The 20,178-nt window shown below is 53.9% G+C and carries 20 protein-coding genes, 1 pseudogene and 1 riboswitch; of the genes and pseudogenes, 7 read left to right on the top strand and 14 right to left on the bottom strand.

Annotated elements, in window-relative coordinates; all coding sequences use genetic code 11:
* The 6 genes and pseudogenes from gcvT to glyA form a co-directional block, all read right to left on the bottom strand.
* Positions 1-125, bottom strand: a pseudogene (gene gcvT, locus ACR0IU_RS07880) (glycine cleavage system aminomethyltransferase GcvT); the annotation flags it as partial.
* A gap of 17 nt (positions 126-142) precedes the next feature.
* Positions 143-565: a universal stress protein gene (locus tag ACR0IU_RS07875; protein ID WP_010441645.1), complete on the bottom strand. Its 423-nt coding sequence runs from the start codon at positions 563-565 to the stop codon at positions 143-145.
* Positions 566-643: 78 nt separating this feature from the next.
* A complete protein-coding gene (locus ACR0IU_RS07870) occupies positions 644-2,017 on the bottom strand; it encodes an alanine/glycine:cation symporter family protein (protein WP_029621957.1) in 1,374 nt (457 codons plus the stop codon).
* Between the two features lie 25 nt (positions 2,018-2,042).
* Positions 2,043-2,987: a lipoyl synthase gene (gene lipA, locus ACR0IU_RS07865; RefSeq protein WP_170780544.1), complete on the bottom strand. Its 945-nt coding sequence runs from the start codon at positions 2,985-2,987 to the stop codon at positions 2,043-2,045.
* Positions 2,988-3,001: 14 nt separating this feature from the next.
* Positions 3,002-4,381: a dihydrolipoyl dehydrogenase gene (gene lpdA / locus ACR0IU_RS07860; protein WP_480715860.1), complete on the bottom strand. Its 1,380-nt coding sequence runs from the start codon at positions 4,379-4,381 to the stop codon at positions 3,002-3,004.
* Positions 4,382-4,392: 11 nt separating this feature from the next.
* Complete coding sequence (gene glyA / locus ACR0IU_RS07855) at positions 4,393-5,646, bottom strand: serine hydroxymethyltransferase (protein ID WP_480715859.1); 1,254 nt, start codon at positions 5,644-5,646, stop codon at positions 4,393-4,395.
* Positions 5,647-5,792: 146 nt separating this feature from the next.
* Here glyA and ACR0IU_RS07850 point away from each other — a divergent pair, with 146 nt between their 5' ends.
* The 4 genes from ACR0IU_RS07850 to ACR0IU_RS07835 all read left to right on the top strand — a co-directional run bounded on the left by ACR0IU_RS07850 (position 5,793) and on the right by ACR0IU_RS07835 (position 8,869).
* Complete coding sequence (locus ACR0IU_RS07850) at positions 5,793-6,395, top strand: helix-turn-helix domain-containing protein (RefSeq protein WP_170774483.1); 603 nt, start codon at positions 5,793-5,795, stop codon at positions 6,393-6,395.
* Between the two features lie 91 nt (positions 6,396-6,486).
* Entirely contained in the window at positions 6,487-7,446 is a 960-nt protein-coding gene (locus ACR0IU_RS07845) for a dihydrodipicolinate synthase family protein (RefSeq protein ID WP_480608132.1), read from the top strand.
* The gene (locus tag ACR0IU_RS07840; RefSeq protein WP_480715858.1) at positions 7,437-8,372 is read left to right on the top strand and encodes a 4-hydroxyproline epimerase; all 936 of its coding nucleotides are present in this window, start codon (positions 7,437-7,439) and stop codon (positions 8,370-8,372) included. The genes ACR0IU_RS07845 and ACR0IU_RS07840 overlap by 10 nt, the downstream gene beginning before the upstream one ends.
* A 17-nt stretch (positions 8,373-8,389) precedes the next feature.
* Positions 8,390-8,869 (top strand): putative molybdenum carrier protein, encoded by a 480-nt coding sequence (locus ACR0IU_RS07835; RefSeq protein ID WP_480715857.1) that lies wholly within the window; start codon positions 8,390-8,392, stop codon positions 8,867-8,869.
* Here ACR0IU_RS07835 and ACR0IU_RS07830 read toward each other — a convergent pair.
* Genes ACR0IU_RS07830 through thiB form a run of 3 tightly spaced genes read right to left on the bottom strand, consistent with a single transcriptional unit; the run spans position 8,857 to position 12,039 of the window.
* A complete protein-coding gene (locus ACR0IU_RS07830; RefSeq protein WP_480715856.1) occupies positions 8,857-9,549 on the bottom strand; it encodes a thiamine ABC transporter ATP-binding protein in 693 nt (230 codons plus the stop codon). The genes ACR0IU_RS07835 and ACR0IU_RS07830 overlap by 13 nt on opposite strands.
* Positions 9,536-11,083 carry a thiamine/thiamine pyrophosphate ABC transporter permease ThiP gene (locus ACR0IU_RS07825; protein ID WP_480715855.1) on the bottom strand — a complete coding sequence of 516 codons (1,548 nt, stop codon included), beginning with the start codon at positions 11,081-11,083 and terminating at the stop codon, positions 9,536-9,538. The genes ACR0IU_RS07830 and ACR0IU_RS07825 overlap by 14 nt, the downstream gene beginning before the upstream one ends.
* Positions 11,059-12,039 carry a thiamine ABC transporter substrate binding subunit gene (gene thiB / locus ACR0IU_RS07820; RefSeq protein ID WP_480715854.1) on the bottom strand — a complete coding sequence of 327 codons (981 nt, stop codon included), beginning with the start codon at positions 12,037-12,039 and terminating at the stop codon, positions 11,059-11,061. Before thiB ends, ACR0IU_RS07825 begins: the two co-directional genes overlap by 25 nt.
* A 32-nt stretch (positions 12,040-12,071) precedes the next feature.
* Positions 12,072-12,177: riboswitch (TPP riboswitch) on the bottom strand.
* A gap of 176 nt (positions 12,178-12,353) precedes the next feature.
* On the opposite strand from thiB, the gene ACR0IU_RS07815 reads away from it, so the two are divergent.
* Complete coding sequence (locus ACR0IU_RS07815; protein WP_170543922.1) at positions 12,354-12,584, top strand: type II toxin-antitoxin system CcdA family antitoxin; 231 nt, start codon at positions 12,354-12,356, stop codon at positions 12,582-12,584.
* The gene (locus tag ACR0IU_RS07810; RefSeq protein ID WP_480715853.1) at positions 12,584-12,883 is read left to right on the top strand and encodes a CcdB family protein; all 300 of its coding nucleotides are present in this window, start codon (positions 12,584-12,586) and stop codon (positions 12,881-12,883) included. Before ACR0IU_RS07815 ends, ACR0IU_RS07810 begins: the two co-directional genes overlap by 1 nt.
* A 70-nt stretch (positions 12,884-12,953) precedes the next feature.
* Here ACR0IU_RS07810 and ACR0IU_RS07805 read toward each other — a convergent pair whose 3' ends face one another.
* The 4 genes from ACR0IU_RS07805 to ACR0IU_RS07790 form a co-directional block, all read right to left on the bottom strand.
* A complete protein-coding gene (locus tag ACR0IU_RS07805) occupies positions 12,954-13,364 on the bottom strand; it encodes a universal stress protein (RefSeq protein WP_010441631.1) in 411 nt (136 codons plus the stop codon).
* 13 nt (positions 13,365-13,377) lie between these two features.
* Complete coding sequence (locus tag ACR0IU_RS07800) at positions 13,378-14,685, bottom strand: TRAP transporter large permease (RefSeq protein ID WP_010441630.1); 1,308 nt, start codon at positions 14,683-14,685, stop codon at positions 13,378-13,380.
* Between the two features lie 161 nt (positions 14,686-14,846).
* The gene (locus ACR0IU_RS07795) at positions 14,847-15,896 is read right to left on the bottom strand and encodes a TRAP transporter substrate-binding protein (protein ID WP_010441629.1); all 1,050 of its coding nucleotides are present in this window, start codon (positions 15,894-15,896) and stop codon (positions 14,847-14,849) included.
* 66 nt (positions 15,897-15,962) lie between these two features.
* Positions 15,963-16,463: a TRAP transporter small permease subunit gene (locus tag ACR0IU_RS07790; RefSeq protein ID WP_170543928.1), complete on the bottom strand. Its 501-nt coding sequence runs from the start codon at positions 16,461-16,463 to the stop codon at positions 15,963-15,965.
* 631 nt (positions 16,464-17,094) lie between these two features.
* Here ACR0IU_RS07790 and ACR0IU_RS07785 point away from each other — a divergent pair.
* The gene (locus ACR0IU_RS07785; RefSeq protein ID WP_480715852.1) at positions 17,095-18,570 is read left to right on the top strand and encodes an aminotransferase-like domain-containing protein; all 1,476 of its coding nucleotides are present in this window, start codon (positions 17,095-17,097) and stop codon (positions 18,568-18,570) included.
* A 314-nt stretch (positions 18,571-18,884) separates the two neighbouring features.
* On the opposite strand, the gene ACR0IU_RS07780 is transcribed toward ACR0IU_RS07785, so the two are convergent.
* Positions 18,885-20,162 carry a hypothetical protein gene (locus ACR0IU_RS07780; RefSeq protein WP_480715851.1) on the bottom strand — a complete coding sequence of 426 codons (1,278 nt, stop codon included), beginning with the start codon at positions 20,160-20,162 and terminating at the stop codon, positions 18,885-18,887.
* Positions 20,163-20,178: the final 16 nt, after the last annotated feature.

Here is a 20,178-nt window from a genome sequence, read left to right as displayed (position 1 = left end):
TGCTTATGCTCCCCCATAATCCCCAATGGATACTGAACAGGCATCTCCCACCCAGCAAAATCAACCAACTTACCACCCAACTCAACATGCAAAGCGTGAAGAGGCGTGCGTTTAATCTCGCCCATAGCCAGAGCCTTTCTAATCAGCGGGATTGGTCACGAACGACTGTTACAGTGCAATGCGCGTTACGCACGACGCGTGACAAGTTCGGGCCAATCTCATAATTCGGGAAATCGCCTTTGGTCGATGCCATGACGATCAGATCGAAGCCTTCCTTGTACGCAAGCTTCAGGATTTCGCGGTAGACGCTGCCTTCTTCGACATGTACCGGAACGTCACCGGCATTGCCGTGATCCAGAATGGCCTGAATCGCGTTGCGTACATGCTCTTTGGCACCCGCACCATAGTTGGCAGGCAGGTTAGGGAGCTGGATGATCTCGGGGATAACGGCCACTGCGTGCAATTCAGCACCATAGAATTTTGCCTGTTCCAGCGCGAGCGGCAGGGCGTTCTTCCATGAGCGGTCGTCGGTGTGATCAATTGGCAGCAGGATTTTCGTGGCCATCACGTCTCTCCTCGAGATATAGAAATCTGTTTCAAAGCCCGGGGGCCACTCTGGCCCCCGGGGTATGTTTATCCAGGTTTATTCGGCTGGTGTGCCACCTGGCTCTTCGGACTTGCCACCCGAAGCGAAGAACTCTTTCGTCAGCTTGATGACGATCGGGCTCAGCAGCGCCAGGGCGATCAGGTTCGGGATAGCCATCATGGCGTTCAGCGTATCGGCAAGCAGCCAGATGAAGCCTAGATCCGCGGTCGCTCCGAAATAGATCATGACAATCCACAGGACGCGGTAAGGCATCAGCGATTTGACGCCGAGCAGGAACTCGACACATTTTTCGCCGTAGAACGACCAGCCCAAGATGGTGGTGAAGGCAAAGATCGACAGAGCGATGGCGATCAGATATCCACCGATCCCCGGCAATGATAGCTCGAACGCGTGGCTGGTCAGAGCGGCACCGGATTCACCAGACGTCCATGCACCCGACGAGATGATCGCCAGACCGGTGATCGAGCAAACGATGATAGTGTCGATGAACGTCCCCAGCATCGCGATCAGGCCCTGGTTGACCGGACCTTTGGTCTCGGCTGCGGCGTGCGCGATCGGAGCGGAACCCAGACCCGCTTCGTTCGAGAAGACACCACGTGCCACACCAAAGCGGATCGCAGCCCAAACAGCGGCACCCGCGAAACCACCTTCGGCGGCCGAGGGGGTGAAGGCGTAGGTGAAGACCAGTGACAGCGCATGTCCGATGTTGCCGATGTTGATCAGCAGTACCAGCAAGCCCGCGATGATGTAGGCGATTGCCATGAACGGAACCAACTTACCGGCAACTGCACCGATCCGGGTGATGCCGCCCAAGATCACGGCTGCTGTCAGAACCATCAGAACAACACCGGTGACCGAGGTGTTGAAACCGAAATTCGCTTCCAGAACCTGGGCAACACCGTTGGCCTGTACACCGTTACCGATGCCAAAGGCTGCGACAGCTCCGAACAGAGCGAACGCAACGCCCAGCCAGGCCCATTTCGCACCCAGACCGTTTTTGATGTAGTACATCGGACCGCCGACATAGTTGCCCAGCTCGTCTTTCTCGCGGTATTTCACGGCGCAGACAGCTTCGGCATATTTGGTGGCCATGCCCACCAGGGCGGTCATCCACATCCAGAACAAGGCGCCCGGACCGCCCAGGAAGACAGCAGTGGCCACACCGGCGATGTTACCCGTACCGATTGTCGCCGACAGCGAGGTCATCAACGCGTTGAACGGGCTGATCTGCCCTTCGCCCTGACCTTCACGGCCTTTGAACAGCAGGCTGAAGCCTGTGCCGATGCGCAGGATCGGCATGAACTTCAGCCCCACCTGCAGGAAGAAGCCAACGCCGAGGATGAGGACCAGCATTAGCGGCCCCCACACGACGCTATTAATAGCCCCTACGATTGAATTTAACGCTTCCATGGTTTCCCTCCCATTTGCGTCAGGTTTATGCCCTGTTTGCGATGGCCCGCTGGCGGGCTTGCTTAAGGGCGGCAAAGTCTTCGTCCGCGTGGAACGACGAACGGGTCAGCGGGGTTGCTGACACGTGCAAAAAGCCCTTGGAACGCGCGATTTGTTCCAGTTGGGCGAATTCTTCCGGAGTCCAGAATCGGTCGATCGGGTGATGTTTCGGCGTCGGCTGCAGGTATTGACCGACTGTCAAGAAATCGACGTTTGCAGCACGCAGATCATCCATGACTTGTCGGACATCATTCAGCGTTTCACCTAATCCGACCATCAAACCGGATTTGGTGAAAACTTCGGGATTTGCGCGTTTGGCATCGTCCAGCAACCGTAGCGAAGTATAGTAACGCGCACCCGGGCGTACAGTTGGGTAGAGGTGCGGAACAGTCTCAAGATTGTGGTTGAACACATCCGGAGCAGCCTCAAACACCACTTCTGCAGCTTCTCCCTTACCCAGAAAATCGGGGGTCAGAACCTCGATCGTTGTGATAGGGTTCTGATGGCGGACCGCACGGATTGTCTGTGCAATATGCTCAGCCCCGCCATCGTTTAGGTCATCGCGATCAACAGATGTGATGACGACATGACGCAAGCCCAGTTTCTTCACCGCCGCGGCCACCCGACCAGGTTCGAAAACATCCAGGGCATCGGGACGCCCGGTTGAGACATTGCAGAATGAACAGCCGCGCGTGCAGACTTCGCCCATAATCATCATGGTAGCGTGCCGCTTAGACCAGCATTCACCGATATTTGGGCAGGCTGCCTCTTCGCAGACCGTCACGAGATCGTGGTCCCGCATCAGGCGGCGGGTTTCATAAAACTCAGGGCCTTCTACCTTTTTCTTGCGAATCCACTTGGGTTTGCGTGGGATGACGCTATCTGCCTTTTTGGCCTTTTCCGGGTGACGGGGGCGAAGCTGGATGGTCATCTGGCGGCTCCGGTTTAGGCGTGAATCGCGCGGCCTAGGGCGTCGAGGCAGGCTTCTTTGACAGCCTCACCCATCGCAGGGTGCGCATGGCATGTTGCTGCGACTTCGGACACGGTTGCCTCCTTTGTCATCGCCAACACCAATTCTGCGATTAGATCGCCACCATGAGCGCCACAGATATGCGCGCCCAGAATCTTGCCGTTAGTGTCTGCCAGTACCTTCACCGCACCGTCTGTTTCTCCGGTCGAGCGTGCGCGCGAGTTCGCCATGAAGGCGAATTTGCCGACCGAATACTCGGCTCCGGCGTCTTTCAGCGCTTCTTCGGTCAATCCTACTGAGGCGACCTCGGGATCTGTGTACACAACGCCCGGCACGGTGTTGTAATCGACATGCCCGGCTTCGCCTGCCAGCATCTCAACGCAGGCAACACCGTCTTCCTCAGCTTTATGTGCCAACATTGGGCCAGGAATGCAGTCACCGATGGCGTAAATGCCTGGCACTGATGTCTGGAATGTATTGTCAACTTCTATGACGCCACGTTGGTTCACAGCCACACCCAGCTCTTCCAAGCCAAGCCCTCGGGTGACGGGGCGGCGACCGACAGCGATCAACACCTTGTCGGCCTCAATCGCTTCTTCCTTGTCCTTGCCAACGCGATCCACGGTCAAGGTCAGACCTGCATCCGTTTTGTCGACCGATTTCAACGCCCGACCCAATTGGAACTTCAATCCACGTTTGGACAGGGCGCGCTGCGCCAGTTTGGCAATCTCACCGTCAATTCCGGGCAACACCCGATCCAGATATTCGACCACCGTGACCTTAGCGCCCAGACGTGCCCAGACCTGCCCCAGCTCCAGACCGATAACGCCTGCACCGATCACCACCAGATGTTCGGGAACCGTCTCCAATGCGATCGCACCTGTTGAGCTGAGGATGTCCTGCTCGTCTATCTCGATTCCCGGCAATGGTGTGGGTTCCGAGCCCGTGGCAATCAGGATGTTCTTGGCTGTGTGGACATCTTCTCCAACTTTAACTTGCCCGGCGGTGGGAATGCTGGCCCACCCCTCGATCAGATCGACGCCATTTTTCTTGAACAGGAACGCGATGCCTTTGGTCAGGTCGCCTACGATCTTGTCCTTGCGGCCCATCATCGCTGGTACATCGATGCTGGCCCCCTCGACCGCAATACCGTGGGAGGAGAGATGTGCAAGTTCGGCATATTTGGCCGAGGAGGTCAGCAACGCTTTGGAGGGTATGCACCCCACATTCAAACAAGTCCCGCCGAGCGCACCACGGCCCTCAACGCACGCTACTTTCATGCCCAATTGAGCTGCGCGGATCGCGGCGACATAGCCGCCTGGTCCGCCCCCGATGACAATAAGATCGTAAGTCATTTGGTCTTCTCTCAGTAGATCGGGTGGCTTGCGCAAAGGGCGCGGACTTTTTCGCGGGTTTCCTTTTCGACGGCCTTATCCCCGTCCGGCGATTGGGCCAATGCGTCCAATACATTGCCGATCAGGTGACCGATCTGCTTGAACTCTTCCGGACCAAAACCCCGGCTGCAGCCAGCTGCGGTGCCCAAACGAATGCCGCTGGTGATCGTCGGTTTCTGGGGGTCACCCGGAACGCTGTTTTTGTTGCAAGTGAAGCCTGCACGCTCCAGCGCAGCTTCAGCGTCTTTTCCGGTTACGCCGATTGGGCGCAGGTCGACCAGCATCAGGTGGTTTTCGGTTCCACCAGAAACGATATCGCAGCCGCGCGCTATCATTACATTCGCCAATGCTGACGCGCTATCCACGACACGCTTCATATACTCTTTGAATTCGGGTTTCAGTGCTTCTCCAAATGCAACGGCTTTTCCTGCAATCACATGCATCAGAGGGCCGCCCTGCAAGCCGGGGAAAACGGCTGAGTTCATCTTTTTTGCTAACGCTTCGTCGTTGGTCAGAATAACCCCGCCACGCGGTCCACGCAGGGTTTTGTGCGTGGTTGATGTTACAACGTGGGCGTGGCCAACTGGCGAAGGATGCAGACCTGTCGCGACAAGCCCTGCTATGTGGGCCATGTCGGCCAGCAACCAAGCACCAACTTCATCCGCGATGGCGCGGAAGCGTGCAAAGTCAATTTTTTGCGAATAGGCCGATGCGCCTGCAATGATCAGTTGGGGTTTTTCGGCTTTGGCAAGTGCCTCAACCTGATCATAATCAATCAGCCCGGCATCGGTCAGTCCGTACTGGACCGGACGGAACCACTTGCCGGATTGGGCAGGTTTTGCGCCGTGAGTCAGGTGGCCACCAGCATCCAGCGACATACCCAGGATGGTATCGCCAGGGCTAAGTAGCGCCAGTTTGACGGCCCCGTTGGCCTGTGCACCCGAATGGGGTTGGACGTTTGCATACTCGCAACCGAACAATTGTTTCAACCGTTCGATCGCTTCGGCCTCGACTTCATCCACATATTCGCATCCACCATAATAGCGGCGGCCAGGATAGCCTTCGGCATATTTGTTGGTCAGCACAGAACCCTGTGCATCGATCACAGCCTGAGAGACAATATTTTCAGAAGCGATCAGTTCGATCTGTTCAGCCTGACGTTTGCCTTCGCGCGCAATCGATGACGCGATGACCGGATCGGCTTCAATGAGCGACTTTTTGAACATTATCTCCTCCATCGACCATGATCCCCAAACAGGAAATTAAGTTTCCTATAGTGGAGAATGTACCGATAAGGCAACAAATATTTAGCAACAGGAAAGTTGTAGGATGTTGTGGAAACCTTTAACCTTCAGAAAAAGGGGAGAATTATATGGTTGAGGACCACCCAAATGATACTTCTGGACCGGATGAATTGGGCGATGGAGCTGTACTAGGACGCTCGATCCGTGATGCGCGTCGTGAAAAAGGCTGGACTTTGGAAGAGGCTGGTCGGGCAGCGGGAATCGGTCGATCCACGCTTTCGAAAATTGAAAACAATCAAACGCGACCTAGTTTTGACATCGTGCGAAGGCTGACACAGGCACTGGGTATGAGCACGCCTCAACTGTTCCTGCAGTCAGGACAGACCGGCATATCAGGGCGACGCGATTTCACCGCCAAGGGTGAGGGTGAAATCAAGAACACACCTACCTATTTACATGAGCTTCTGTGCACAGAGCTCACAAGCAAGCGGATGCTTCCCTATATCGCGACGATCAAAGCCAGAGATATTTCAGAGTATGATACTTGGATCAGGCACAGTGGCGAAGAGTTCATGTATGTAATCAGCGGCGAGTTGACGTTTGTATCCGAACACTATCGACCATTGCCCATGAAAGCTGGGGATTCACTATATTACGACAGCAGTATGGGGCACGGATGCATCTCAACCAGCAAAGAAGATGCCCAGGTGTTGTGGGTATCGCTCGAGTGAAACCGATGTGACGGTTTGTTTTGATAACCGCGTTGTTGTTGGGACGGAATTAGAATTTGAGCACTCTCAATCCGAACAAAAGAAGAAGCACATGACACAGAATATCTTTGCCGGCACGATGCCTGCATTAATGACACCCTGCCTGCCTAATCGGGCGCCGGATTTCGATGCTTTGGTCAAAAAGGGCAAAGAGATGATCGACGCCGGCATGTCTGCCGTGGTGTATTGTGGATCGATGGGCGATTGGCCTTTGCTAACGGATGCGCAAAGGATGGAAGGCGTTGAAAGGCTGGTTGATGCTGGATTGCCTGTGGTTGTTGGCACAGGTGCCATTAACTCAAAATCAGCGGTCGCGCATGCAGCTCATGCGCAGAAAGTGGGCGCATCAGGTCTGATGGTTATTCCACGTGTTCTTTCGCGTGGCTCGTCGATCGCGGCACAAAAGAACCATTTCAAAGCCATCTTATCAGCAGCACCCGACGTACCAGCGATTATCTATAACAGCCCAGTATACGGTTTTGCGACCCGCGCTGACTTGTTTTTCGCACTCCGGGCCGAACATCCAAATCTGGTCGGTTTCAAGGAATTCGGAGGCAAAGACGATCTGAGATATGCTGCCGAATTCATTACATCTAAGGACGATCAGGTTACGTTAATGGTCGGTGTAGACACCGAAGTCTATCACGGTTTCGTAAATTGTGGAGCCACAGGGTCAATTACCGGGATCGGCACGGCGCTGCCGAAAGAGGCGCTGCTGCTTGCGGCACTGGCCAAGAAAGCCGCGACTGGTCACGCCGAAGCCCGCCTGCGCGCACGCGAATTGGATGAGGCGTTTGGCGTATTGGCCAGTTTTGACGAAGGTACGGACCTCGTTCTGTATTATAAACATCTTCTGGTTTTGAATGGCGAAGATGAATACCGTCTGCATTTCAACGAAACAGACGAGTTGTCTGATGCGCAGCGAAACTATTGCGAACAGCAGTATGGACTTTTCCGCAACTGGTTCAACGACTGGGTCCAACAGGGTGGGGTCATTGCTGAATGCATGTGATCGACAGCCATACCGGGGGAATGCCAACGCGTGTCATTCTGGATGGTGGTCCCGATCTGGGGTCTGGCTCGGTGGCAGAGCGGGCAGAACGATTGGCGATGCAGCACGAGCAGTTCTACAAATCCATTCTGCTAGAGCCGCGTGGCCAGCCCGGAATGGTTGGTGCACTTCTTGTGGAGCCCGTAAACCCGGCCTGTGCCGCGGGCGTTATCTATTTTGACGCTGATGCGGTGCTGGGAATGTGCGGGCATGGCACGATCGGTCTGGGTGTGACACTGGCTCATTTGGGTCGGATCGGAGTCGGTGTGCACCGGATCGAAACCCCTGCAGGAGAAGTGGTGATTGACCTGAAGGACCCAAACACCGTTGAGGTTACGAATATCGAAAGCCGCCGCGTGCGTCAGGCGGTTAATATTGATGTCGACGGATACGGGCCAGTGACGGGAGACGTAGCCTATGGCGGCAATTGGTTTTTTATTGTCGACCCGAGCCCAATGTCTGTTGAACCTGCAAACATCCGCTCATTGACTGACTTTACCATTGCTATCCGCGAAGCCTGTATCTCCCATGGTGTTGGCGGTGAGAATGGCGAGCCTGTTGACCATGTTATTTTGCAAGGCAAATCTCCGAATAAAGGGGTCCACAGCCGAAACTTTGTTTTATGCCCTGATAACGATTATGACCGCTCACCCTGCGGCACCGGCAGTTCGGCGCGTTTGGCTTGTCTGGCGGCCAGCGGGCAGCTGCAAGCCGGAGAAGAGATTGTGCAGGAGAGTGTGATCGGAAGCAGCTACCGGTTGTTCTATAAACCCGGGAAGGGTGGGGGCGTTGTTCCAAGTTTAACCGGGCAAGCATACGTGATGGCTGAAAGCACATTGATCTTTGCTGAGGACGATCCGTTCCGAACCGGAATAATCAGACCGTAACAAAAGGGCAGAAATGAATGTCTGTTTCCAAAATCGTGGCGGGTGGGCAAACGGGCGTTGATTTGGCTGCCCTGGGTTTCGCGCGAAAGCACCAAATCCTTTATGGTGGTTGGGTTCCAAAAGGCAGAACGAACGAGGCCGGTCTGATCCCTGTTGAGTACGCTGGATTGGTCGAGACCCATACACCGGAAGTGATCGAGCGGACAAAGCTGAACGTTCAGTCCAGCGATGCAACGCTGATAGTTGTGAATGGTTCAGACAGTCCTGGAACGCAACAAACAGTTGTTTTTGCAAGGGAGGCCGGAAAGCCTTACCTGGTGCTTGATGTCAGGCAGGGAACGGAGTCTTGCCAACAAAAACTGCGGGATTGGTTGCGCACAAATCCGGTTGAAGTCTTGAACATTGCCGGTCCGCGCGGGTCAGAGGCGCCCGGTCTGGATGTGCAGGTACGAGATCTGCTTGAGGGTTGTCTCGATGAATTTGCCTACCCCAGATAATCACGCAGCGCAGGAGGTGGATTTTCAAATAGCTGCTTGGTTGCAACAGGTGCGTGTGCAACCTGATCCGTAATAAATACCGTTTGCTCGGTTATCCGAAGCGCATCCTGAGGATCATGACTAACCATAAGCAGCGTTGTTCCGGTCTCAGCCACCAGATCCGCCACCAGATCTAACATCTCGGCCTTTAGCGCAGGACCAAGGGCCGCAAAGGGTTCATCCAGCAACAAGACATCTCGCTTTTGAACCAATATCCTGGCCAGCGCGACCCGGCTCTGTTGTCCTCCGGACAATTCGGCAGGTTTTCTGGTTCCCATTTCCGGTAGGCCAACGCGATGCAAGGCTGACCTCACCATTTCCTTTTCTTCATCTGATAAGCGCCCATTCGGGCGGATGCCCAAGCCAACATTTTGGGCGGCGGTCAGATGCGGGAACAAATTTCCGTCCTGAAATAGCATCGCAAGCGGTCTTTTCCCCGGAGGCAGGGTGGTCATACTTTGGTCATTCCAGTGCATCTGCCCGGCCTTCAAATCCCGAAATCCGGCGATGGTTTCCAACAACGTAGATTTCCCCGCACCAGATGGGCCAATGACCGCGACCTTGGCTCCAGTTTCGATTTCGAAATCGGCATTCAGCAGAAAGCTGCCGTTCGAGATAATGCATTCATCAAGCTTCAGCATGCCAACGCCCTCCGCGATCCAGTATCCAAAACACACCCATCGAAAGCAGAAGCAGCAGCAACGCTCCGCCCGCAGCCGCTTGCATTTGGTAGGCCCCCATAAGGCGATAAATCTGCAATGGAAGGGTTGCGATCTGCGCATCAGCGAACAATGCGATTACGCCAAGGTCACCCATCGACAGGGCAGCAGCCAAGCCTGCAGCAAAACCGATTTGAGGGCGAAGACGCATCACAATGATGCGGGTGAAAAATGTGCGCTTGTTCATATCCAGAGACAGGGCCAAACGTCTGTGCCGCTCTATCGTGTCGCGCGCAGCGGGCACGAGTATTCGAAGCGCGAAAGGCAAGGCCATCACGGCGTTAACCAGTGCAGTGACGGGAAGGGCCAGCATAGCTGGATTGGCGACAGGGCGGATCAGAATAAACAGACCGGTGCCGATAACCAGTGGTGATGCAGCAAGGCCGAGAATACCGCAAAGTTCAACGATGCCATACTTTCCGGTCGCCGCAGAAACAGCCATAGGCACCGCGAGCAGCAACAAAAGCATGGTGCTGATGGTGGACACGAGGATCGAAGTGGCGGCTGCGCGAAACACTAGGGTGGGTAGTTCGAACAGTCCCAATGCGCCTGAAATCACCACAGATGCTAATGGCAAAAGTAGGAATGATGCTGCGGCGATAATCCAAAACGCGTCCAACAGAGGCGTTCCACCATCCCAACGGCGGATTGCACGGTTGAGGCCCAACCCAAAGCCGTCCCCTCTCGAAAACTTCAAGGCCGCCAGTGCGGCAGCCGCAGTCAGGGCCAGTTGCGATGCGGATAGCAGCGCTGCACGGCCAAGGTCGAAATCATATGTAAACGCCTGATAAATCGCGAGTTCGATCGTGGTCGCGCGCGGGCCGCCGCCTAACGTTAGAGCAACGGCAAAACTGGTCAGGCAGATGGCAAAGATAACGGCCAGCACGCCGGGCAAAACGCGCCGCAGCATGGGCAATTCGATCAATCGAAACATTGCCATCCCATCGCATCCAAGCTGTGCGGCAAGACGAAATCGTTCTGCTGGAACCTCCTGCCATCCTTGCAAAATCAGCCGCGTTGCTAGAGGGAGATTGAAGAATACGTGGGCCAGAACGACACCATGCAACCCGTAAATTTGGATTGGGGTAAGGCCAAATACGCCCAAAACATCCGAGATCCATCCAGAGCGGCCAAATACCTGTAGCAGTCCCAATATCGCGACGATCACCGGGAGGATGAATGGCGCCCCCAAGAGCGCTATCAATACCCGTCGTCCACGAAACCGCCGCCGCGCCAATGCGCGTGCCACTGGGATGGCCAAAATAGAACTGAACGCTGCAGAGAGCGTTGCTTGCAAAAGCGTAAAGCGCAGCGCCGCCCAATCAGAGGGATTGAATCCGCCGCTGGTTTCGGCACGTAAGCCAACGGTGGCCAAAGTTCCCAATATCAGCGCGGCGACAAGGACCGCCGCGCTGATACCTGGCCATGAGCTTACTGGCTGAGTGCGCCCAGCCATTCCGTCAAAGCCTCTTCTCTTTTGGTTGCAGCTTCGCTGGGATCAATAATCAGAGATTTCTGAGGAACAACCAGAGTGTCAAAACCTTCAGGCAGCCCCGAGGACGGGGTGACGGCTGGATACATCCAGTTGGTTGTCGGTATGATCTGCTGGAATGCGTCGGAAACCATGAAATTCAAAAACTGGTCAGCTAAATCTGAATGATCCGAGCCAGCCAATTTTGCCGCAACTTCGATCTGCATATAATGGCCTTCGTCGAAGGCTGCAGCTGCTTTGCTGGCATCTTCCTCGGCAATCAGATGATAGGCAGGAGATGTTGTGTAGCTCAACACCATGTCAGCCTCGCCATCGAGAAACAGCCCATAAGCTTCGGACCAGCCTTTGGTCACAGTCACGATGTTGTCGGAAAGGTCAGCCCAGATTGCCGGGGCTTCATCACCATAAGCCGCCTTGACCCACAATAGCAGGCCCAGACCCGGCGTAGATGAGCGTGGGTCTTGAATGATGATTTTAGCCTCGCTGTCCGCCAGTTCCCGAAAATTGGCGGGCGCTGACGCATCAGCGTTGTGAACAAAGGCAAAGTAACCCCAATCAAAAGGAACGAAAGTATCGTCGGTCCATTGGATTGGCAGCGCGTAATCAGCGGTTACCGAATGAGGGGCAAACAAGCCGGTTTCCTTGGCGGCGGCGATCAGATTGGTATCTAGCCCCAGCACAACATCTGCATCGGTGTTCTCACCCTCAAGACGGATGCGCGACAACAGGGCAGCACCGTCTTCGACACCCACAAGATTAAGGTCACAGTCACATACTGCCTCAAATGCTTCTTCGACTTTCGGGCCAGGGCCCCAGTCCGAGACGAAGCTGTCATATGTATAAACGGTCAACTGTGGTTTGTCGGCTGCAACAGCCGATGTTGCAGTCAGTATTCCCGCAGCAATTGCCAGATGTTTCATATCATCCTCCAATGCGGCGAGAGGGTAAGGATGGACAAAACCTGTATCTTTCCCTCCGCCGGTTCTAGCCGGTTCAGGTTCAACGGGTTTGCCAGTGGACATCTCAGCGCAATATCGCGCGCACCCCGAGGTAGGGCTGTGATTAGGGTGACACGAGCGCAAATACAACCAAAATCCTGAGGTTCAAGCCTGCAACATGTCGATTTTTGCCAACTAATCGTTCAGTCTGATGTTGAGTTTGATGCGCGATTTTATACGCATATTTGACGCGCATAGTAGGTGGTGATAAATTTGCTTATGAGGAGGTTGATTATATGAATGTCCAGGCACGGAAACCGACCAATCTGTCGCTCGATCCCGCTTTGCTTACCGAGGCTCGAAAACTGAAAGTGAACCTTTCGCGGGCCGCGGAGGAGGGGGTTCGTGCAGCCGTGGCGGCAGCCAAGGCAGAGCAATGGCAAGCGGAGAACGCCGAAGCTCTGCAAAGCTCCAACTCTTATGTTGAAAAGCATGGATTGCCCCTGGAGCGGTTTCGTCAGTTCTGATGCCGAAATACGATGTGTTTCCCAACCCCTCTGGCGATGGCTTCTTGTTGGATGTCCAATCGGATCTTCTGAGCAATTTGAACACACGTGTGGTCGTACCCCTATTGCCGAAACCGTACGCGCCGAAACCTGCAACCCGTCTTAATCCAGAGTTCATGATCATGGATGAGCCGGTTGTCATGGTGACCCAGTTTATGGCGGCTGTTCCGACAGGGGTACTCAAATCGCCAGTAGAGAATCTCGTTGACGAGTTTGAAAAAATTACCGTTGCTGTCGATATGCTGATGCAAGGCTTCTGAAAAGCGATGGCCGGCCAAATAGGCCAGCCATCAACAATTTGCAGAAGCGGTAGGTTATTGGTCTTCGGTCCTATTTTCCACGAAGTACAACAACGCTGCATTGGGCATGCCGGACAACACGTGCAGCCGTTGAGCCGATCAGATAGTCCGAAAGACCCGGTTGATGCGACGCCACGATGATGCAATCCGCTTTGTGCTTTTCAGCCCAATCGAGGATCGAGTTTGTGGGATGCCCGGTCACGACATGCGTACTGATGTTCGAAGCCTCCACGGCTGTGCCCAGTCTTTCTTCAAACTCTGACACGCTTTTCTGAACCTGTTCCGCAGGAAAGTACGAGCCGATATACGAAGGAAGTTCTTCGAGAACCGATAGCACCGATACGGTCCCTCCGTCTGCCAGCAGACGGCTTGCAGCATCCAGAGACAAGGAGCAGTCGTTGATGTGATCGGGTGCGACTGGAACGAGGATATGGTTATACATCGGAACCTCCGAATTATTTCAAGATGCTTGGCAGCCAGGTTGCGATCTGCGGGAAGATGAAGATTAGTGTCAGACCAACAAACTGCAGCACAACAAACGGGCCAACCGAGTTGTAGACGTCGCCCATGCTGACATCTTTGGGCAGAACCCCTTTAATCCAGAACAGCACGAAACCAAACGGAGGTGTCAGATAGGCGATCTGGATGTTCACGATGAACAATGCACCAAACCACAGCTTGTCAATTCCCAACTCGTCAATGATTGGAATGAACAGCGGGGTACACAGCATGATGATCGCCCAATCGTCCATCACCATACCCAGAACCAGGATGATCAGCATCATCATCAGCAGGATGCCTGTGCTGCCGCCCGGCATAGAAAGTACCAGGTTGGTCAAAAGGTCCTGGCTGCCCAGAGTATTGAACACATTCAGATAGACAGTTGCACCGATCAGGATCCACAGACCCATGCCACTGAGTTTCAAAGTGGAAACCAGCGATTCCTTCAAAACTTCCCAGGTCAGCTTTCCGTAGATCAGGTTTATGACAAACGCACCTGCTGCACCAAATGCCGCAGCTTCGGCAGGTGTTGCGATTCCGCCCCAGATGACACCCAGAACGATGATGATCAGCAGTGCAAATGGCCAGATGCTGAGAACTGCGGTCAGTTTTTCGGCGCGGGTGAATTTCTGATCTGCAGGCAGCGCGGGGCCCAGTTCGGGCTGAATTTTGCAGCGTACGCCGATATAGATCGTATAGAATGTCGCCAGCATCAGGCCCGGCAAGAGCCCTGCCATGAACAGATCACCGATCGAAACCTTGGCCAGCAAACCATAAAAAATGAAGGGAACGCTGGGAGGGATCAGCGCGCCCAACGCTCCGCCGGCTGCGATACAGCCAATTGCGATACGGCGATCATATTTATAGCGCATCATTGACGGGTAAGCGATTTGACCCATTGTGGTCGTTGCCGGAGGTGTGATGCCGGTGATGGCAGCAAACACCGTACAAACCTGTACCGTGCCCATGGCGAGACCGCCATGAATATGGCCAATCAGTTTGTACACGGCATCATAGGCCGTCTCGGCTATCCCGGAAAATCTTATCAGTGAGCCCATAAACAGGAATAGGGGAACTGTTACCAGAACCGAGTTCCAGGGTGTTGAATAGAAGGCACTTGGTACCGAAAGCAGCGCGCGGGGTTCAAAAACTAAGGCAAACAGCACTGCTGTTCCGCCAAGACCGAACGCAACTGGCAGGCCCATAAAAAGGATCCCAAACAGTATTAAGAAATACAGCGCTGTGATTAGTTCGAGGCTCATGATCTTTAGTTTCCTTACCTAGTGGCCGTTCGCGCGGTCTATGTCAGGTTGCTTGCCTGCAATCTTTCGAACGCTGGCATGCGCCTATCTAATCTGCTGGCCCAACAGTCGGGCCAGCAGAAGCGTTTTAAGCAATGCGTGAGCTTTCACGCGGCGCAGGATTATTGCGCGTTTGCCTTGTCTTCCAAGAACTTCTTGAAGATTTCGACGCCTTTGGCGTTGCCATCCGAAGCAGCTGCAACCTGCGGCCACACCTCGGCAATTGACTTTTCGCGCATACGAGCAACTTCTTCGTCGCTCAGCTCGATCACTTCACCACCGGCATCACGCAGGATCTGCAGCGCCTCTTCCACGCCTTCCGCATGCATGCGGCTGGTTTCGAAGTAGGTTTCTTCAAAGACGCCATCGATCTTTTCGCGCTGCCAGTCGGTCAGGGCATTCCAGCTTTGCAGGTTGATAAAGATTTCCTGATGCTGGGCAGGGTTCCAGCCGGGCATGATCGCATAATCGATCACTTCGTGGAACGACATGTCGTCGATGCCGCCAGTGTCCCAGTATGTGCCTTCGATCGTGCCCAGTTTGATGGCAGTATAGATTTCACCACCATTCATTGATACCGGCGCACCGCCCATGGTCGAGTGGAAGATGGCCTGAGGACCACCGGCACGCATTTTGTGCCCTTCCAGATCTTCCATCTTTTCGACGCGGAACTTGGTGAACATCGCGTTCGGGCCCTGGTTGGTCCAACCAGCCCAATGCAAGTTACGGGCATGCGCCGCTTCCTGAACGATGTCGCCTACGCGATAATCAGGGTTGCCCCACATCACTTCCCAGGCTTCTTCGGTGTTGTTGGCGCCCATGGCCATACCAAAGGCCAGCATGCCTTCGGGCATATCGCCACCATAGACAGAGCCCCATCCGGCATAGCCGTCGGTCAAACCCGCTGCGGCGGCGCCAAAGGCCTCTGCACCACTGACCAGTGCCCCGGCGGGCTCAACGCGGATTTTAACGGTGCCTTCGGTCGCTTTTTCAACAGCTTCAACCCAAGGGATCAGGCCGTTGTCCCAGCCAGCATCGGTCTGGTCAAATGCGGGTTGGAAAGTCCATTCAGTGACTTCATCCGGTGGCCCGTCCTGAGCGACGGCTATGCTTGCGGTCACCGCAAAGGCGCCCGCCCACATCGTGGTATGCATAAACCTGTTTGGTTTCATGTTAGTTCCTCCTCGTTAGTGGATCAGTTTGTTTTCGTGAAATTATGTGTATCCGGGCAAACGGCCTTAGCCCCGCCCGAAGATCGTTTGCAGATCGCGGAGCAAGTGTTTCAAGACCACCAAAAGTACCATGACACCGCTAAGCGGAATGGCAAACTTGATTGGATAGATCGGGATCGGGATAGACGTCGGAGTTTTCTGGTTGAGCATCAATGACAATGACGCGGCCTCGTATCCTTTCCAGATCAAGGCGACCAGAAACAGAATAGCGATCGGCGCCGTCAGGACGTCCAAGATCGCTTTTGATCGCTTGCTTGCATTTGCGTAGAACAGGTCAAGTTTGACAAAGCTGTCATGCTGCAGCGCGTAAACACCTCCGGTACAGGCCAGCAATACCATTGCTGCCTGCAAAGTGGTTCCAATCCACTGTGATGGTGCGTTGAGTACGTAGCGCATGAACACATCCGACACACCAAATGCCATGCAATACAGGATCAGGAACCAACCGATACGGCCCATGACCTCTGAGATTGCGCTTGTCAGTTTTTCCAATCCGCGCATCAGCATTCCGACCTCACTGTGTTTTTCATGGATATGGTTCTCCCTCAAAAATTCCGAGTGTAACTTCGATGTTCTCTGTCTCTGGCGGCAAAGTTCAAAGGTAGCTAACTCAGACGTATACCATGCAGTCGTTGGCTGAAGCTCATCTCAGAGTGTTGACGCGTATTCCACTCATGCAAAACCATGCGAACGGTCTCCCTCCCTTATCGCATCGAACGATCCGAACTACTCCTAGTTTCAGTGCGGAGCCTTCCGGATCGCTACAGCAAACGCGATGGAGTAACGCTGAGAAAGATACAGTTGCTTGTAATAATGGGTACAGATTGTATCGCGCGAGGCGTTCGATGATCGCGACAATTTGTATTTGACCGTATACTGACGGCGAGTGAACATACCCACCTACCGGACACTTATTGAAGTCACGTTTCGGTAGAAGCGCTTTTATTACATAAGGTTGGTGGAAGTTTCTTTTTGAGTTATCATCAATCGACTCGTAATCAGATCACCTGTTTCCGACTGCGATTCCGGAGCGACGATTGGGCATAACTAGCCTTTTGCCTTTCGCAAGGAACACTTGAAAACAAGGATACAGTTTGCAAGTCGCGCGGCGGAAACTGTGACTGGGACCCTGTAGGATATGACACAACGATTGAGTATTGATAAATCTCAGTCCAGCGGATTGCGCGACCAGATCGTCTCGCAGATATCGCGCCTCATATTTGAAGGATTGATGCCTTCGGGTCTGAAACTTGCCTCGTGCCGCGTCCTGGCGCGGGATTTAGATGTTTCTATTAATACGGTTGTCGCAGCCTATCGTAAGCTTGAGGAAGAACAACTGATCGAGGCACGGCCTCGGTCTGGCTATTTTGTGTGTTCTGACCGCGGGATACGAACGGACAGTGATGCGATTGGCCGGTCGAATACCAGGCCCGGTACATCAATTAGCCACAAACTGAACAAACTGCGCCGTACTGAAGAGATTGAGACAATCCCGCGCCCAATAGACTGGTATAAATATGCCTATCCTTTTGTGTGTAATCAGATCGATGATGGTGTGTTTCCAGTTGCGGATTGGCGTGAGTGCACCCGGCTGGCAATGAACCGAAAAGACCTCAAGATCTGGTCTGCAGATGGACTTTATGATGACAGCCTAGAGCTTGTCGAACAGGTCAGGCAACGCATTTTGCCACGGCGGGGAATTTTCGAGCCCAGTGAATCGATACTGATTACATTGGGTTCACAGAATGGGCTTTTTATTACCAGCCTGCTCTTTGGCGGGCGTGAACGTACTGCGGTAATGGAAGATCCGGGTTATCCGGATGCTCGCAAGATTCTTCAGGCCAATTTCGGTAAGGTAAGCTTTCAACCCGTGGATGAGGAAGGTCTCATTGTTGACGAGCGCCTGCGCGGTGCGGATCTGGTGTTCGTCACGCCGAACCGTCAACACCCAACCACAGTCACGTTGTCTGAACGTCGTCGGCGCGCACTGTTGCAAGCTGCTGAAGATTATGACTTTTACATCGTCGAAGATGACTACGAATGCGACGTGGACTATCGTCATTCACCGCTTCTGCCGCTGCGGAGCCTGGATGATACCGACCGCCTAATCTATCTGGGCAGCTTGTCCAAGGGGCTCTCGCCAGGTTTGCGACTGGGGTATCTGGCAGCCGCGCCTGAGTTTATCGATGCAGCGCGAGATTGCCGGGGCATGATGATGCGCCACCCACCCATGATACTGCAACATACTGCCGCCGCGTTCATCAGGTTAGGATATTACGACGGTTTGCTACGCCGGGTGCGGCAGAACTATGAACAACGCTGGCATTTGGCAGACTCGATGATTCGTGAGCGGTTACCCAGCTTTCTGAGAGCAGGTGAATTCGGTGGTACTGTTTTCGTTCTAGCCGATCCCGATGAAATACTCGAGGCTAAGACAATTTGTGATGCAGCACTCAGACGGGGTGTTATCGTAGAGCCGATTGGACCGTGTTTCTCGAAGGCAGCGGAAGGGAAGCATCATTTCCGAGTTGGTGTCTCATCAATCCAACCGGGGTTGATCCCGCAAGGAATTGAACTGTTATCCAACGTCGTGACCGAGTTGCAGGGTACGTGATGGCTTGTTTGATATGAAGCCCAAGCTGATCCCGTGAAGTCTGTGTGTAGAAGTTCGGTAAGTTCAATCTCCGAGTGCGGAGTTTTCACCCGTGAAGACCCGCACAAGCAGGCTCGAGATCCAGCTTAGGGCGTACCATGTCAGTAAGAAACCAACACATTCCAAGGCAAATGAGCCCCATTTATAAAATAAGTCGGCTATGACGAATGCACTCAACAACCACGGTCCTTCCTGGCGCAAAAAAGACTTTAATCCTTGTGATTTCATCGCTGTATGCATGGTATGATCCAATCTTTTGAAACTAATCTAGTTGGTTAAACTATTGCAGGAGGATGACGTCGAGGCGCATCATAGCGCTGCTGTGAGAACCAAGTCATTGTTGGTTCGATGTCGCTTTGCGTGCTCCCACCTTGCAGCGTGTAGCCAGCGGCAAGCCAGGTAAACCCGTCATCTGCAATCTCGGCACAGTTCGTGTAGTCACCCCATTTGCCCAAGGACGGCGTATGCGTTCCTTGCCGCGCGAGGGACAATCGCCAAATTCCATCTATATCGTCATAGGTACCAATGACATGACTTGGATGCAGATTGCCCCCACCGGCGAAAATCGACAGCCCGACGTCGCCGAACCGATTTACGGCTGTCGAGGGATAGGAAAACGCGATCTGATCATTCCAGATGTCAGGCTCGTCGATCAGGGACATTGTGGCTTCGTCGATGCGCACGGTCCGGACAAATGGGTTTGGCCTGTTTGCTTGTTGGTTGGCTGTCCACATGAACCCCAGCGCGCCTCGCCCTAACCAACCGGCCATTATGCGTGGATCGGTCCTGGACATCCAGTCGCCGCCTCCAACTGTAGGCGCGGAATAGCTGCCCGCAAACCACGGGGTGACATCGATGTCGAATTCATCAACGTCCGGTGAGTTCTCTGGCCACCTGAATACACGGATTTGCGAGTTCGAATTGTGGCTGGCGAAGTACATCGAACCGCGCGCGCCCTGAACACAACGTAGTGAGAAATTATGCTGCGTTTCGAATATGTCAAAAGATAATCCAGCGGCAGCTGCAAGTTCGTCCAGCGATATACGCAATATGACGCACCTCCTAAAAAGGTTGCTGCTGGCCGAGAACACGTTGGTTCCCGCATACAGGTAGTTTTCTGAAAGAGAGACATGGTTGTAGTCAAACCATTCGCCGTTCCACGATGTGTCAATTCCCGCCGGTGTGAAATCCCAGAGGTTCCAGTTGTCATTTCCAAGTGTGCGGCCTTGCTTGACCGCAACACGTAATGTGTTGGTCCCGTTCTGTTCGATATATTGAAGCAGCCAGATCAATAAATCCCGGCTTGGGTCGTAGATGGTGGTCTGATCGCAGCAAAAACCGCCATCTGCTGGCGGAAACAAGGTGAAGGGGCTCATATGCGACCAGCTTTGGCCACCATCCAAAGACCGGCTGGCGTACCAGTTTCCAGTGGCCAGTATCTGATTTCCGTTGTTTGAGACCGTGGGCTCGCCGACTGTCGACGTTTGCCCGTTTGTATCAAAATCTGTTAGATTTACTGTGTTGAATATCCTTGGCTGATGGGTCGAGGGCATGGCAGCCTCCGTAATA

It is taken from the genome of Ruegeria sp. CL5 (assembly GCF_056536485.1).
Note: the sequence above shows the minus strand (reverse complement) of the source record. Positions and strands in the feature narration are given on the sequence as shown.

What these genes read in the sequence shown, in the direction of transcription:
- ACR0IU_RS07840 (WP_480715858.1), top strand. Translation starts at nt 7,437, where the DNA reads ATGCATGTGATCGACAGCCATACCGGGGGAATGCCAACGCGTGTCATT.
- glyA (WP_480715859.1), bottom strand. Translation starts at nt 5,646, where the DNA reads ATGTTCAAAAAGTCGCTCATTGAAGCCGATCCGGTCATCGCGTCATCG.
- ACR0IU_RS07850 (WP_170774483.1), top strand. Translation starts at nt 5,793, where the DNA reads ATGGTTGAGGACCACCCAAATGATACTTCTGGACCGGATGAATTGGGC.
- ACR0IU_RS07875 (WP_010441645.1), bottom strand. Translation starts at nt 565, where the DNA reads ATGGCCACGAAAATCCTGCTGCCAATTGATCACACCGACGACCGCTCA.
- lpdA (WP_480715860.1), bottom strand. Translation starts at nt 4,381, where the DNA reads ATGACTTACGATCTTATTGTCATCGGGGGCGGACCAGGCGGCTATGTC.
- ACR0IU_RS07830 (WP_480715856.1), bottom strand. Translation starts at nt 9,549, where the DNA reads ATGCTGAAGCTTGATGAATGCATTATCTCGAACGGCAGCTTTCTGCTG.
- ACR0IU_RS07800 (WP_010441630.1), bottom strand. Translation starts at nt 14,685, where the DNA reads ATGAGCCTCGAACTAATCACAGCGCTGTATTTCTTAATACTGTTTGGG.
- ACR0IU_RS07870 (WP_029621957.1), bottom strand. Translation starts at nt 2,017, where the DNA reads ATGGAAGCGTTAAATTCAATCGTAGGGGCTATTAATAGCGTCGTGTGG.
- ACR0IU_RS07785 (WP_480715852.1), top strand. Translation starts at nt 17,095, where the DNA reads ATGACACAACGATTGAGTATTGATAAATCTCAGTCCAGCGGATTGCGC.
- lipA (WP_170780544.1), bottom strand. Translation starts at nt 2,987, where the DNA reads ATGACCATCCAGCTTCGCCCCCGTCACCCGGAAAAGGCCAAAAAGGCA.
- thiB (WP_480715854.1), bottom strand. Translation starts at nt 12,039, where the DNA reads ATGAAACATCTGGCAATTGCTGCGGGAATACTGACTGCAACATCGGCT.
- ACR0IU_RS07835 (WP_480715857.1), top strand. Translation starts at nt 8,390, where the DNA reads ATGTCTGTTTCCAAAATCGTGGCGGGTGGGCAAACGGGCGTTGATTTG.
- ACR0IU_RS07780 (WP_480715851.1), bottom strand. Translation starts at nt 20,162, where the DNA reads ATGCCCTCGACCCATCAGCCAAGGATATTCAACACAGTAAATCTAACA.
- ACR0IU_RS07825 (WP_480715855.1), bottom strand. Translation starts at nt 11,083, where the DNA reads ATGGCTGGGCGCACTCAGCCAGTAAGCTCATGGCCAGGTATCAGCGCG.
- ACR0IU_RS07845 (WP_480608132.1), top strand. Translation starts at nt 6,487, where the DNA reads ATGACACAGAATATCTTTGCCGGCACGATGCCTGCATTAATGACACCC.
- ACR0IU_RS07795 (WP_010441629.1), bottom strand. Translation starts at nt 15,896, where the DNA reads ATGAAACCAAACAGGTTTATGCATACCACGATGTGGGCGGGCGCCTTT.
- ACR0IU_RS07805 (WP_010441631.1), bottom strand. Translation starts at nt 13,364, where the DNA reads ATGTATAACCATATCCTCGTTCCAGTCGCACCCGATCACATCAACGAC.
- ACR0IU_RS07810 (WP_480715853.1), top strand. Translation starts at nt 12,584, where the DNA reads ATGCCGAAATACGATGTGTTTCCCAACCCCTCTGGCGATGGCTTCTTG.
- ACR0IU_RS07815 (WP_170543922.1), top strand. Translation starts at nt 12,354, where the DNA reads ATGAATGTCCAGGCACGGAAACCGACCAATCTGTCGCTCGATCCCGCT.
- ACR0IU_RS07790 (WP_170543928.1), bottom strand. Translation starts at nt 16,463, where the DNA reads ATGCTGATGCGCGGATTGGAAAAACTGACAAGCGCAATCTCAGAGGTC.